The 12,634-nt window shown below is 74.1% G+C and carries 11 protein-coding genes and 1 pseudogene; 2 read left to right on the top strand and 10 right to left on the bottom strand.

All coding sequences use genetic code 11. The annotated features are described in order from the left end of the window. Window positions 1–79: 79 nt before the first annotated feature. Window positions 80–1,112, bottom strand: a pseudogene (locus ACZ4U1_RS22460) (glycoside hydrolase family 10 protein); the annotation flags it as partial. A 94-nt stretch (window positions 1,113–1,206) separates the two neighbouring features. Then, window positions 1,207–2,244, bottom strand: coding sequence for a LacI family DNA-binding transcriptional regulator (locus ACZ4U1_RS22455; RefSeq protein ID WP_467905420.1), 1,038 nt, complete (start codon window positions 2,242–2,244; stop codon window positions 1,207–1,209). Between the two features lie 130 nt (window positions 2,245–2,374). On the opposite strand from ACZ4U1_RS22455, the gene ACZ4U1_RS22450 reads away from it, so the two are divergent. After that, window positions 2,375–4,669 (top strand): beta-xylosidase/alpha-l-arabinosidase, encoded by a 2,295-nt coding sequence (locus ACZ4U1_RS22450; protein WP_467905419.1) that lies wholly within the window; start codon window positions 2,375–2,377, stop codon window positions 4,667–4,669. A gap of 191 nt (window positions 4,670–4,860) precedes the next feature. Here ACZ4U1_RS22450 and ACZ4U1_RS22445 read toward each other — a convergent pair whose 3' ends face one another. Genes ACZ4U1_RS22445 through tsaB form a run of 4 tightly spaced genes read right to left on the bottom strand, consistent with a single transcriptional unit; the run spans window position 4,861 to window position 7,379 of the window. Next, window positions 4,861–5,118: a hypothetical protein gene (locus ACZ4U1_RS22445; protein ID WP_467905418.1), complete on the bottom strand. Its 258-nt coding sequence runs from the start codon at window positions 5,116–5,118 to the stop codon at window positions 4,861–4,863. After that, window positions 5,115–6,200 (bottom strand): tRNA (adenosine(37)-N6)-threonylcarbamoyltransferase complex transferase subunit TsaD, encoded by a 1,086-nt coding sequence (gene tsaD / locus ACZ4U1_RS22440; RefSeq protein ID WP_467905417.1) that lies wholly within the window; start codon window positions 6,198–6,200, stop codon window positions 5,115–5,117. The genes ACZ4U1_RS22445 and tsaD overlap by 4 nt, the downstream gene beginning before the upstream one ends. Continuing rightward, window positions 6,193–6,693 (bottom strand): ribosomal protein S18-alanine N-acetyltransferase, encoded by a 501-nt coding sequence (gene rimI, locus ACZ4U1_RS22435; protein ID WP_467905712.1) that lies wholly within the window; start codon window positions 6,691–6,693, stop codon window positions 6,193–6,195. The genes tsaD and rimI overlap by 8 nt, the downstream gene beginning before the upstream one ends. A 29-nt stretch (window positions 6,694–6,722) precedes the next feature. After that, window positions 6,723–7,379, bottom strand: coding sequence for a tRNA (adenosine(37)-N6)-threonylcarbamoyltransferase complex dimerization subunit type 1 TsaB (gene tsaB / locus ACZ4U1_RS22430; RefSeq protein ID WP_467905415.1), 657 nt, complete (start codon window positions 7,377–7,379; stop codon window positions 6,723–6,725). Window positions 7,380–7,492: 113 nt separating this feature from the next. On the opposite strand from tsaB, the gene ACZ4U1_RS22425 reads away from it, so the two are divergent. After that, window positions 7,493–8,044 (top strand): hypothetical protein, encoded by a 552-nt coding sequence (locus ACZ4U1_RS22425; protein ID WP_467905414.1) that lies wholly within the window; start codon window positions 7,493–7,495, stop codon window positions 8,042–8,044. Between the two features lie 12 nt (window positions 8,045–8,056). Here the strand turns inward: ACZ4U1_RS22425 and tsaE are convergent, their stop codons facing one another. From tsaE to ACZ4U1_RS22405, 4 genes are all read right to left on the bottom strand, one after another. Continuing rightward, the gene (tsaE, locus tag ACZ4U1_RS22420; RefSeq protein WP_467905413.1) at window positions 8,057–8,569 is read right to left on the bottom strand and encodes a tRNA (adenosine(37)-N6)-threonylcarbamoyltransferase complex ATPase subunit type 1 TsaE; all 513 of its coding nucleotides are present in this window, start codon (window positions 8,567–8,569) and stop codon (window positions 8,057–8,059) included. Continuing rightward, the gene (locus tag ACZ4U1_RS22415; RefSeq protein ID WP_467905412.1) at window positions 8,535–9,794 is read right to left on the bottom strand and encodes an alpha/beta fold hydrolase; all 1,260 of its coding nucleotides are present in this window, start codon (window positions 9,792–9,794) and stop codon (window positions 8,535–8,537) included. Before ACZ4U1_RS22415 ends, tsaE begins: the two co-directional genes overlap by 35 nt. A gap of 113 nt (window positions 9,795–9,907) precedes the next feature. After that, entirely contained in the window at window positions 9,908–11,077 is a 1,170-nt protein-coding gene (gene alr, locus ACZ4U1_RS22410; RefSeq protein ID WP_467905410.1) for an alanine racemase, read from the bottom strand. Between the two features lie 80 nt (window positions 11,078–11,157). Then, complete coding sequence (locus ACZ4U1_RS22405) at window positions 11,158–12,597, bottom strand: NAD(P)H-hydrate dehydratase (RefSeq protein ID WP_467905409.1); 1,440 nt, start codon at window positions 12,595–12,597, stop codon at window positions 11,158–11,160. Window positions 12,598–12,634: the final 37 nt, after the last annotated feature.

The raw sequence follows: 12,634 nt of genomic DNA, 5'->3' as shown, positions 1-12,634 counted from the left end.
AACGTAAGTCCGAATTATTAGGGGACTGTTAGCGGAAGCGGTCCGAGTCGGTTTTCTTCGGAAATTCTCATCTTCCGGTTCAGCCCAGCGTCACCGTGGGCACCGGATCGCTGCCGCTCCAGGAGCCGTTGAACCCGAAGGTCACCGAACCGCCGTCCGGCACCGATCCGTTGTACGAGGCGTTCGTGCAGGTGACGGCCGCGCCCGACTGGGTGCAGGCGGCGTTCCAGGCCTGGGTGACCTGCTGGCCCGCGCCGAAGGTCCAGTTCACCTTCCAGGAGGACAGCGAGGCACCGGAGCAGGAGATCTTCACCTGGCCGGTGAACCCGGTGTTCCACTGGCTGCTCACGCTGTAGGCGGCGGTGCGGGCGCCGGTCGGCGGGGGTGTCGTCGTGCTGCCTCCGAGCGCCTCCGCGATGCCGTAGTACGCCGGTTTCGGCTGGTAGTTCTCGTCGTACGGTGTCGCCGCCCCGTAGCCCGGGAAGGTGCCCGGCACCCAGGAGTCGGAGTCGGTGAAGCCCCACACCGTGACGTTGACGCACCGGGACACGGCCACGCACGCGGCGACCACGGACTTGAAGTCGGCCGCCTGCTGGGCGAGTTTCCCGCTGTCGGCCGGCAGCTGCATCCGCACGTCCAGTTCGGTGATCGCGACGTCCACGCCGAGGTCGGCGAAGCGCTGGATGTTCTGCTGGAGCGTCGAGGGGACCTGGCCGAGGATCAGGTGGGCCTGGAGGCCGACGCCGTCGATCGGGACGCCCTGCCGCTTCAGGGACTTGACGAGGTTGTAGAGGGCGGTGGACTAGGCGTTCACGCCCTCCACGTTGCAGTCGTTGATGTACAGCTTGGCGTCCGGGTCGGCCGCGTGCGCCCAGGTCAGGGCGCTGGCGATGTAGCCGGAGCCGAGGCCGTCGTACCAGAGGGTGGAGCGGTGGGTGCCGTCCTCGTCGAAGGGTTCGTTGACGACGTCCCAGGCGGCGATCCTGCCCTTGTAGCGGCCGACCTCGGTGTCGATGTGGTCGTGCAGCAGGCTGCTCAGCTTGGGCGGAGGTCCAGCTGCCGTTCGTCAGCCAGCTCGGGTTCTGGCTGTGCCAGACCAGGGTGTGGCCGCGTGCCGATGATGTCGCCGGGGGCCTCCGAAAGTTTCGGTCGAACAGCCGATTGACTTCGGAGGAGTGTGGGGTGCACCCCCCGCCCGTCAATACGTCAACTTCCGGCCACCGCGGGCGCCGCCGTACTCGACCGCACCACCAGGCTCGTCGCCAGCTCCACCCGGGTGGCCGCCCGCTCCTCCTGCGCGCGCGCCAGCTCCAGCACCAGCCGGGCCGCGGCCTCGGCCATCTCGGTGAGCGGCTGCCGTACGGTCGTCAGCGGCGGGCCCACCCAGCGGGCCACCGGCAGATCGTCGAAGCCGACCACGCTGAGGTCCTCCGGGATGCGCAGGCCCAGTTCACGGGCGGCCTCGTACAGGCCGAGCGCCTGCAGGTCGTTGCCCGCGAAGACGGCGGTGGGCCGGTCCGGGCGGCGCAGCAGCTCCAGGCCCAGGCGGTAGCCGGCCTCGTGGTGGAAGTCGCCGGCCACGACGAGCGAGGGGTCGGCCGGCAGTCCGGCCGTCTCCAGGGCGGCCCGGTAGCCGTCGACCCGGGCCCGGCTGCACATCATCCGGGACGGGCCGCTGATCGCGCCGATCCGGGTGTGCCCCAGCTCCACCAGGTGGCGGGTGGCGGCGAGTCCGCCCTGCCAGTTGGTGGCGCCGATGGACGGCACGTCCGGGCCCGGGTCGCCGGCCGGGTCCATCACCACGAACGGGATGGAGCGGCTGGTCAGCAGCGCCCGCTGGGACTCGTCGAGCCCGGACAGCACCAGCACCACGCCGTGCGGGCGGCGGGCGGCGACCTGGTCGGCCCAGGTCCGGCCGGGGGTGAGCCGGCCGGCCGACTCGGACAGGACCACGCTCAGACCGGCGTCCCGGGCGACGTTCTCCACGCCCCGGATGACCTCCAGCGCCCAGGCGCTCTCCAGCTCGTGGAAGACCAGGTCGATCAGGGGCGAGCGGGAGGCCTCGGCGCGGCGGCGCCGGTAGCCGTAGGCGCGCAGCAGCTCCTCGACGCGGGTGCGGGTCGCGGGGGCGACGTCGGCGCGGCCGTTGAGGACCTTCGAAACAGTCGGAGCGGAGACGCCGGCCTCACGGGCGATCTCGGCGAGGGTCGCCGTCTGCGTTTCTGTGGGCTTCGAAGGCTTCATGCCCGCGATCGTATCCCCGCCGGACCTCTTGACGAAGGTCCGCGCGCGCCATAGGTTCCCGGAACATTCGGTATATGAAGCGAAACATTCGCAGTCGTAGCTTGCGTAGCAGAGTCGAAACGGGAGTTCCATGACCACCGCTCCTTGGCGTGACCCCGCCCTGCCCGCCGACGCCCGTGTGGCCGACCTGCTGTCCCGGATGACCCTGGAGGAGAAGGCCGCCCAGCTGTACGGCGTGTGGGTGGGCGCCGCCACGGACGGCGACGGGGTCGCCCCGCTGCAGCGCGAGATGACCGCCGAGTACGACTGGGACGAGCTGATCACCCACGGCCTCGGCCAGCTGACCCGCTCCTTCGGCACCGCCCCCGTGGATCCGGACGTCGGCGCGCGGGCGCTGGCCCGGGCGCAGCGCCGGATCGCCGCCGCGAACCGCTTCGGCATCCCGGCGGTCGCCCACGAGGAGTGCCTGGCCGGCTTCACCGCCTGGCGGGCGACCGCCTACCCGGTGCCGCTCGCCTGGGGCGCCTCCTTCGACCCGGAGCTGGTGGAGCGGGTGGGCCGGCGCATCGGCCGGGACCTGCGCGCGGCCGGCGTCCACCAGGGCCTCGCCCCCGTCCTGGACGTGGTCCGCGACCCGCGCTGGGGGCGGGTCGAGGAGACGATCGGCGAGGACCCGTACCTGGTCGGCACCATCGCCACGGCCTACGTACGCGGCCTGGAGTCGGCCGGTGTCGTCGCCACGCTCAAGCACTTCGCCGGGTACGCGTCCTCAGCCGGCGCCCGGAACCTGGCCCCGGTACGGGCGGGTGTACGGGAGTTCGCCGACGTCACCCTGCCGCCGTTCGAGATGGCGCTGCGCGAGGGCGGCGCCCGCTCGGTGATGGCGGCCTACACGGAGACCGACGGCGTGCCCGCCTCCGCCGACCCGCGGCTGCTGACCGACCTGCTGCGCGAGGATTGGGGGTTCACCGGCACGGTGGTCGCCGACTACTTCGGCATCGGCTTCCTGCGGAGCCTGCACCGGGTCGCGGCGGACGAGGCGGAGGCGGCGCATCTGGCGCTGGCCGCGGGCATCGACGTGGAGCTGCCGACCGTCAACTGCTACGGCAAGCCCCTGGTCGCGGCCGTACGGGAGGGTCGCGTCCCCGAGACGCTGGTGGACCGCGCGGCCCGCCGCGTCCTGCTCCAGAAGTGCGAGCTGGGCCTGCTGGACGAGGACTGGCGGCCGGAGCCGGAGGGCCCGCTCGACCTGGACTCGGCGGAGAACCGGACCCTCGCCGGACGGCTGGCGGAGGAGTCGGTGGTGCTGCTGGACAACCCCGACGGGCTGCTCCCGCTGGCCCCCGACACCCGGATCGCGGTCGTCGGCCCCCGCGCGGCGGACGCCCTCGCCATGCTCGGCTGCTACTCCTTCCCCTCCCACGTCCTCACCCACCACCCCGAGATCCCGCTGGGCATCGAGATCCCCACCGTGCTGGACGCCCTGCGCGCCGAACTCCCGGACGCCAAGGTGACCTTCGCGGAGGGCTGCGGGGTCTCGGACCCGGACACCGCCGGCTTCGCGGAGGCGGTGGCCCGGGCGGCGGAGGCCGACGTGTGCGTGGCGGTGCTCGGCGACCGCGCGGGCCTGTTCGGCCGCGGCACCTCGGGCGAGGGCTGCGACGCGACGGACCTGCGGCTCCCGGGCGTCCAGGCCGACCTGCTGGACGCCCTGGTGGCCACGGGCGTCCCGGTGGTCCTCGTGCTGCTCACCGGCCGCCCGTACGCCCTGGGCCGCTGGCACGGCCGGCTCGGCGCGGTGGTGCAGGCCTTCTTCCCCGGCGAGGAGGGCGGACCCGCGGTCGCGGGCGTCCTGTCCGGCCGGGTGAACCCCTCCGGCCGGCTCCCGGTGAGCGTCCCGCGCCTGCCCGGCGGCCAGCCCTGGACCTACCTCCAGCCCCCGCTGGGCCTGGCCGGTGAGGTCAGCAGCCTGGACCCGACCCCGCTGTACCCGTTCGGCCACGGCCGCTCGTACACGACGTTCGCCTGGGAGGACTTCGCGGGCACCGCGGCCGAGATCACCACGGACGGCTCCTACGACCTCTCGCTCACGGTCCGCAACACCGGCGACCGCGCGGGCACCGAGGTCGTCCAGCTCTACCTGCACGACCCGGTGGCCTCGGTGACCCGCCCGGACGTCCGTCTGATCGGCTACCAGCGGCTGGACCTGGCCCCGGGCGCCGCCCGCCGCCTCACCTTCCGCTTCCACGCCGACCTGTCGTCCTTCCCCGACCGCACGGGAGCCCGGGTGGTGGAACCCGGTGAACTGGAACTGCGCCTGGGCCCGTCGAGCACGGAGACACACCACCGGTCACGACTCCGGCTGACCGGCCCGGCCCGGCTGGTGGGGGCCGAACGGCGGCTGCGCTGCGAGGTGCTGCCGTAGAACGCCGACACCCCGCCTCCGGAATCCCGGGGGCGGGGTGTCGAGTGGAGCGCCGGGCAGGCCTTGCACCTGCATCTCCCCGCAGGAAGCGGGGCGTCTTTCCTTGGACCACCAACGCACTGCGTCCGAGCCGGTGTTCCGGCCGTTCGCTGTGTGATGATCATAGCCCAGTCCGGCCGGTCACCTCAACCTCAGCCGTCGGCGACCGTCTCGAACCGCCAGCGGTGCACGGACCGGGTCACCAAGTCGGCGTCCGGCTCGGGGAGTTCGGGCAGCGCGGCGTCGTAGGGTGCGTCCCACCAGGTGATGACCAGCACGCGGTCCTGCGGCGCACGGAGGGTCTCCCGGCGCAACGGCTCGGCGGTGAGGCGCTGTTCGCGGACCCAGGCGAGCAGTTCCGCTCCCCGCCCCTCGGCCGCCCGGGCCTCCCACATCAGGGCGACCGTCATGAGTAGAGGTTCTCCTTGCTGACCTCGTGCACGTGGTCGTGGCCGGGGACGTGCGGGTCGGTCACCGGCAGGGAGGAGTCGGCCGACAGGTCCCAGCTGGAGGCGGCCCGGTTGCGGGCGACCATCTCGGCGCCGAGCGCGGCCACCATCGCGCCGTTGTCCGTGCACAGCTTGGGGCGGGGCACGCGCAGGCGGATGCCGGCGGCCTCGCAGCGCTCCTGGGCCAGGGCGCGCAGCCGGGAGTTGGCCGCGACACCGCCGCCGATCATCAGGTGGTCCACGCCCTCGTCCTTGCAGGCGCGCACGGCCTTGCGGGTCAGCACGTCGACCACGGCCTCCTGGAAGGAGGCGGCCACATCGCGCACCGGGACCTCCTCGCCGGCCGCGCGCCTGGCCTCGATCCAGCGGGCCACGGCGGTCTTGAGGCCGGAGAAGGAGAAGTCGTACGCCGGGTCGCGCGGGCCGGTCAGGCCGCGCGGGAAGGCGATGGCCTCCGGGTCGCCCTCGCGCGCGTACCGGTCGATGACCGGGCCGCCGGGGAAGCCCAGGTTCAGCACGCGGGCGATCTTGTCGAAGGCCTCGCCGGCCGCGTCGTCGATGGTCGAGCCCATCGGGCGGACGTCGGAGGTGATGTCCGCCGACAGCAGCAGCGAGGAGTGGCCGCCGGAGACCAGCAGGGCCATGGTCGGCTCGGGCAGCGGGCCGTGCTCCAGCTGGTCCACGCAGATGTGGGAGGCGAGGTGGTTGACGCCGTACAGGGGCTTGCCGAGGGCGTAGGCGTACGCCTTGGCGGCCGACACGCCGACGAGGAGGGCGCCCGCGAGGCCGGGGCCGGCGGTGACCGCGATGCCGTCCAGGTCCTTGGCGCTGATCCCCGCCTCCTTCAGCGCGCGGTCGATGGTCGGGACCATCGCCTCCAGGTGCGCCCGGGAGGCCACCTCCGGTACGACACCGCCGAAGCGGGCGTGCTCGTCCACGCTGGAGGCGACGGCGTCCGCCAGCAGGGTGGTGCCGCGGACGATGCCGACGCCGGTCTCGTCGCAGGAGGTCTCGATGCCGAGGACGAGAGGTTCGTCAGTCATTGATATCGGTTCCTTGTACTGAGGCGGAACCCGCGGCGGTGCCGCTGCCGGGTTCCGTGGTCAGGCGCATCACCAGGGCGTCCACATTGCCCGGCTGGTAGTAGCCGCGCCGGAAGCCGATGGGGACGAAGCCGAAACGCTCGTAGAGCTTCTGGGCGGGCAGGTTGTCGACCCGGCATTCGAGCATCACCTCGTGGCACTCGAACGCGGTCGCCGCCCGCAGCAGCTCGGTCAGCATCCGGGCACCGAGGCCGGTGCCCTGGTGGTCGCGGGCGACCGCGATGGTCTGGACGTCGGCCAGCTCACCGGCGGCGGCCAGGCCCGCGTACCCGACGATCCGGCCGTCGGCGGACTCGGCGACGAGATAGCACCGGGTGGCCCCGGTGCCCCGGGAGTGGGCCAGCTCGGACCAGAACATGCCCCGGGACCAGGCGTCCTCGGGGAACAGGTCCCGTTCCAGCTCCAGGACCGGGTCGATGTCCCACCAGCGCATCTCGCGCAGTCGGGGGGGTTCCGGCTGTGTCACTTGGGGGTGACCACCTTGTAGTTCTTGGGGACCTGGGCGTCCGGCCGGCGCAGGTACAGCGGCCGGGGCGCCGGGAGTTCCTCGCCGGCGGCGAGCTTCTGCGCGGCGAGCGAGGCGAGGGCGGCGGCGGACACGTGCTCGGGCTCGTGGGCGCTCGGGAACGTGTCCGGGTAGAGCAGCGCGCCGGCGCCGACCGCCGGGAGGCCCGCGACCCGCTCGGCGATGTCGGCCGGGCGGTCGACGGCCGGGCCGGTCAGCCGGGTCCGGGAGTCGGCGTACGTCGCCCAGTAGACCTCCTTGCGGCGGGCGTCGGTCGCCACGACGAAGGGGCCCTTCTCGATGTCGGCGGCGTAGGCGAGGCCGTCCAGCGTGCATACGCCGTACACCGGGACGCCGAGGGCGAGGCCGAAGGTGTCGGCGGTCATCAGGCCGACGCGCAGGCCGGTGTAGGGGCCGGGCCCGGTGCCGACGACGATGCCGGTGACCGCCTCCAGCTTCAGTCCGGCCTCGGTGAGGACCCGGTCGACGGCCGGCAGCAGCAGCTCTCCGTGCCGGCGCGCGTCCACCTGGCTCGACGAGGCGATGACGTCCGTGCCGTCGTGCAGCGCGACGGTGACGGCGGGTGTTGCGGTATCCAGAGCGAGCAAGAGCACGCGAACAGCCTACGGCGCCCGCGGCTCGCGCATCGCCGTCCGGGGCGGACGGTCACCGACTGCTACGGTCGGTACGAAGTACGACATATCGCACGAAGCAGAGGTGGGCGCAGGTGGCAGGGACCAGCTCGGGGATCGTGGCCGGCCTCACCGCGGCGGCTCTGGGAACGGTCGGTTTCCTCGCCTACCGGGCCCAGGCGACGGTCCCGGCGAACCTGGGCGCGGGGCCGGCGGCGCACGCGACGGCCCCCTCGAAGGCACCGCGGGACCGCCACAACCCGGCCGCCCTGCCGAACGGCTCCGGAACGGGTGAACGGGTCGTGTACTCGGTGGACGACGACCGGGTCTGGCTGGTCGCCCCCGGCAACCGGGTGCAGCGCACCTTCCGGGTGCGGCCGGGCAGCGTCGACCCGCCGGCCGGCACGTACTGGGTGACGTCCCGCTCCAACGCGGCGACCGGCACCGACGGCATCCCCATCGAGCACGTGGTCCGGTTCACCAGCGTGGACGGGGTGACCATCGGGTTCAGCGCGGCGGTGGACGGCGGGTGGGGCACGGCGGCCGACGCGGGCGTGAAGACCGGGGGGATCCGGGAGACGCGGGCGGACGGGGACGCGATGTGGAGGTTCGCGACGATCGGGGTGCGGGTGATCGTCATCCGCTAGGGGGACACGCCGTCAGCCGGCCAGGGTCTCCAGACCCGCCTCGGACCAGCGCTCCCCCAGCCCGGTGACGGTCACGTGCCGTACCTCGTCCGTGGTGTCGCCGACCGCGCGGTGGATGACGACCTGGAGGCGGTCCTCGGTCAGCTCCTCCACCTTGCCCTCGCCCCACTCCACGACGATCACCGAGTCGGGCAGCGAGACGTCGAGGTCCAGGTCCTCCATCTCGTCCAGGCCGCCGGAGAGCCGGTAGGCGTCGACGTGCACCAGGGGCGGGCCGTCGCCGAGGGACGGGTGCACCCGGGCGATCACGAAGGTCGGCGAGGTGACCGCGCCGCGCACGCCGAGGCCCTCGCCGAGCCCGCGGGTCAGCGTGGTCTTGCCCGCGCCCAGCTCTCCGCTGAGCATCACGAGGTCGCCCGCGCGCAGCAGTTTGGCGAGGCGGCGGCCCAGCTCCCGCATCTGTTCCGGGGAGGTGACGGTCAGCTGGGTCTCAGCGGGGTTGTGCGGTGCTGCTGGTGCTTCCATAGCCACTTACGGTAGCTCCTGCGGGCACCGCACCCGCGCGGGTGAGCAGGTCGGCGAGGCGGTCGGTGACCACTTCCGGGTGCTCCAGCATCACCAGGTGCCCGGCGTCCGGCACGAGCACCAGCTCGGCGTCGGGCAGCAGGTCGGCGATGGCCTCGCTGTGCTCGCTGGGCGTGACCAGGTCCTGGACGCCGGCCAGCACGAGTACCGGTATGTCCCGGAAGCAGGCGAGCGCCTCGGTCTTGTCGTGGTCGGTGAAGGCCGGGTAGAACTCGGCGACCACGTCGATCGGCGTGGACTCGATCATCCGCTCGGCGAAGCGTTCCACGGCCGGGTCGACGTCCCGCCCGGCGAACGAGTACCGCTTGATGATCCCGGCGAACAGGTCGGCGGTGGCCCGGCGCCCCTTCTCCACCAGCTCCGCCTGCTGCCCGAGCGCCTTCAGCACGCCGGGGAGGATCCGGCGCACCGCGTTGACGCCGGCCACCGGAAGCCCGAAGTTGACCTCGCCGAGCCGCCCGGAGGAGGTCCCCACGAGGGCGGTGGCGACGACCCGGTCCCGGATCAGCTCGGGGTACTGCGCGGCGAGGGCCATCACCGTCATTCCGCCCATCGAGTGACCGACCAGCACCACCGGCCCGTCCGGTACGGCGGCGTCGAGCACCGCCTTCAGATCGCGGCCGAGCTGGTCGATGGTGACGGGCACCCGGTCCCGGGTCTGGGCCGCGCCCCGCCCGGACCGCCCGTGGCTGCGCTGGTCCCAGTGCACGGTCCGCACCACCCCGCGCAGGGCCGCCCGCTGGAAGTGCCAGGAGTCCTGGCTGAGGCAGTAGCCGTGGCAGAAGACGACGGTGACCGGGGCGGGCGCCTTGCGGCCGAAGAGCCGGCGCCGGCGCGGGGAGACGTTCGGGCCGCGGTCGGGCTCGGCCTCGTCGACCTCGTAGTACAGCTCGGTGCCGTCGTCGGCGTAGGCCTTGCCGGGGGTGCCGCGCAGGGTGCCGTACGGGCCCGCCGAGTCCAGCGCCAGCCGGGCCTTGCGGCGCATGCCGCGGCCCACCGTCATCCGCTCGATGGCGACACCGGCCGCCGCTCCCGCGGCGAGCACGCCTATCGCGGCACCGGCGATGCCGGTCGCCCTGCGCCAGCTCCCGGCCGCCCCCGCGGCGGAGGCGGCGGCCGCCGAGGCGACGACGTCCGCCACGGCCTCCGCGCTGCTCTCGCTCACGTACCGCTCCTCTTCGCCGTACTGCAGTTCGCCCGGTGTGGGTGAAACGGATGGTGCCGGTGTGCTGGTCCGTCACGGGCCGCCGGTGATCCGGCTTGCCGCTCCCGAACGGGTTACCCGACTTCTTGCCCGTTCACATAGACGCGGGGAACGCGCGTTCCGATGCGTGTGACGATCTCGTACGCGATCGTCCCGCAGGCCTGCGCCCAGTCCTCGGCGGTGGGCTCGCCCCGGTCGCCGGGTCCGAACAGCACGGCCTCGCTGCCCACCTGGGGCTCGTCGCCGCCCAGGTCCACCACGAACTGGTCCATGGCGACCCGCCCGGCGATGGTCCGCCACTTGCCGTCGACCAGCACCGGGCCGGTGCCCGAGGCGTGCCGCGGGATGCCGTCCGCGTAGCCGACCGGCACCAGGCCGAGGGTGGTCTCGCCGGGGGTGACGTAGTGATGGCCGTAGCTGACGCCGTGGCCGCCCGGGGTGCGCTTGACGAGGGCCAGCGAGGCGCTGAGCGTCATCACCGGGCGCAGCCCGAAGTCCGCCGGGGTGCCCAGCTCCGGGCTGGGCGAGACGCCGTACATGGCGATGCCCGTGCGGACCAGGTCGAAGTGGGTCTCGGGCAGGGTGAGGGTGGCCGGCGAGTTGGCGATGTGCCGCACCTCGGGCCGTACGCCCCGCTCCTCGGCGTACGCCGTCATCTCCCGGAACCGGGCGAGCTGGGCGGCGATGGACGGGTGCCCCGGCTCGTCGGCGCACGCGAAGTGCGACCACAGTCCGGTGATCCGGACCAGCCCCTCGGCCTCCGCGCGCAGCGCCGCGGCGACGAGTTCGGCCCAGTCCTCGCCGGGCTGGCAGCCGTTGCGGCCGAGGCCGGTGTCGGCCTTGAGCTGCACGCGCGCGGGGCGGCCCGCCGCCCGGGCGGCCTCCACGACCTCCCGCAGGGCCCACATGCCGCTCAGCGAGACGTCGATGTCGGCCTCGATCGCCTGCCGCCACGGCCCGCCCGGCACCCACAGCCAGCACAGGATGCGGCCGGGCAGCCCGGCCGCGCGCAGCGCGAGGGCCTCCTCGGCCGTGGCCGTGCCGAGCCAGCTCGCGCCCGCCGCGAGGGCCTCGCGGGCACACGGCACCGCGCCGTGGCCGTATCCGTCGGACTTGACGACGGCCATCACGGCGGCGCCCTCGGCCCGGGCGCGCAGGGCCCGCACATTGGCGCGCAGGGCACCCAGATCGATCTCGGCGCGGGCGCGCAGGGCGGCGGTCGGCACAGCAGCTGTCTCACTCATCGCGCCCCCAGTCTCTCAGAGCCGCAGCCGCCACTGCGGGGAGGCCGGGTCGGTCCGGTGACGGGCCCGCCCACCCCCGCTCAGCCCCGTACGTCCCGCCACGCCTCCGGAATGCGTGACGCCACGTCATGCGCCCCCGTCGGCGCCCCCTCCGCCGCGAATCGCCCCGCCAGGCCGTGCAGGTACGCCGCCACGCTCCCCGCGTCCGCCGCCGCCAGCCCCGCCGCCAGCAGGGACCCCGCCAGCCCGGACAGCACGTCCCCGCTCCCGGCCGTGGCCAGCCACGCCGTCCCCGTGGCGTTCACCCGTACCGGTCCGCCCCCGGAGTCGGCGACCAGCGTGGTCGAGCCCTTGAGCAGCACCGTCGCCCGGTACACCGCCGCCAGCTCCCGCACCGCGGCCAGCCGCGCCTCCTCGACCTCCTCCCGCCGCACCCCGAGCAACGCGGCGGCCTCCCCGGCGTGCGGAGTCATCAGGGTCGGCGCCGTACGCCGCCGTACCGCGTCCCGTTCGGCCAGCCGCAGCCCGTCCGCGTCCAGCAGCACCGGTACGTCCGCCTCCAGCACCTCGGCCACGGTCACCGCGTCGTCCCCGGCCCCGGGTCCGACCACCCAGGCCTGCACCCGCCCGGCCCTGGCGGGCCCGGCGTCGGAGACGAGGGTCTCCGGGAAGCGGGCGATGACCGCGTTCCCGGCCGGCCCGACGTACCGTACGGCCCCGGCGCCGCCCCGCAGTGCCCCCGAGACGGCGAGGACGGCCGCCCCGGGATAGCGGGCCGACCCGGCGGCGATCCCGACGACCCCGCGCCGGTACTTGTCGCTCTCCCCCGTCGGCACCGGCAACAGCCGGGCCACATCGGCGTGTTGCAGGGCCTCCAGTACGGCGTCGGCGGGCGGCGGTTCGAGACCGATGTCGACGAGCCGCACCACCCCGGCGTACTCCCGCGCGGGATCCACCAGCAGCCCCGGCTTGTACGTGCCGAAGGTGACGGTCAGGTCGGCCCGGAGCGCGGCCCCCCGCACCTCCCCGGTGTCCGCGTCGACGCCGCTGGGCAGGTCCACGGCCACCACGGCGGCCCGGGACCGCGCGACCACCCCGGCGAGCCGCTCGGCGTCCGGCCGCAGCCCGCCCTTGCCCCCGATTCCGACGATGCCGTCCACGACCAGGTCGGCCCGCAGGACCAGGTCCTCGACGGAGCCGGAGTCCGCCGTGGCGACGGCACCGCCCGCCCGGCGCAGGGCGGCGAGCCCCCCGCCGTGGGCTCGTTCGGGCGTCAGCAGGACCGCCGTCACGCCCGCGCCGCGCCGGGCCAGCCGGGCCCCCGCGTACAGGGCGTCCCCGCCGTTGTCGCCGCTGCCGACGAGCAGCACCACCCGGCTGCCGTACACCCGCCCGAGCAGTTCGGCGCAGGCGGCGGCCAGCCCGGCGGCGGCCCGCTGCATCAGCGCGCCCTCCGGCAGCCGTGCCATCAACGCCCGCTCGGCCGCCCTTACCGTCTCCACGCTGTACGCAGTACGCATGCGGTCGAGTCTGCCCCGGAACCCCCGCCGTCCACAC

It is taken from the genome of Streptomyces sp. NPDC028928, assembly GCF_055564915.1.
The sequence above is the reverse complement of the archived record's forward strand: the minus strand, read 5'-3'. Positions and strand labels throughout refer to the sequence as shown.

Excerpts from the sequence above, each read along its gene's own strand:
- ACZ4U1_RS22445 (WP_467905418.1), bottom strand. The coding sequence starts at position 5,118 with ATGACGGTCGCCCTGATGTGGGAGGCCCGGGCGGCCGAGGGGCGGGGA.
- alr (WP_467905410.1), bottom strand. The coding sequence starts at position 11,077 with ATGAGTGAGACAGCTGCTGTGCCGACCGCCGCCCTGCGCGCCCGCGCC.
- ACZ4U1_RS22405 (WP_467905409.1), bottom strand. The coding sequence starts at position 12,597 with ATGCGTACTGCGTACAGCGTGGAGACGGTAAGGGCGGCCGAGCGGGCG.
- ACZ4U1_RS22450 (WP_467905419.1), top strand. The coding sequence starts at position 2,375 with ATGACCACCGCTCCTTGGCGTGACCCCGCCCTGCCCGCCGACGCCCGT.
- tsaE (WP_467905413.1), bottom strand. The coding sequence starts at position 8,569 with ATGGAAGCACCAGCAGCACCGCACAACCCCGCTGAGACCCAGCTGACC.
- tsaD (WP_467905417.1), bottom strand. The coding sequence starts at position 6,200 with ATGACTGACGAACCTCTCGTCCTCGGCATCGAGACCTCCTGCGACGAG.
- rimI (WP_467905712.1), bottom strand. The coding sequence starts at position 6,693 with ATGCGCTGGTGGGACATCGACCCGGTCCTGGAGCTGGAACGGGACCTG.
- ACZ4U1_RS22455 (WP_467905420.1), bottom strand. The coding sequence starts at position 2,244 with ATGAAGCCTTCGAAGCCCACAGAAACGCAGACGGCGACCCTCGCCGAG.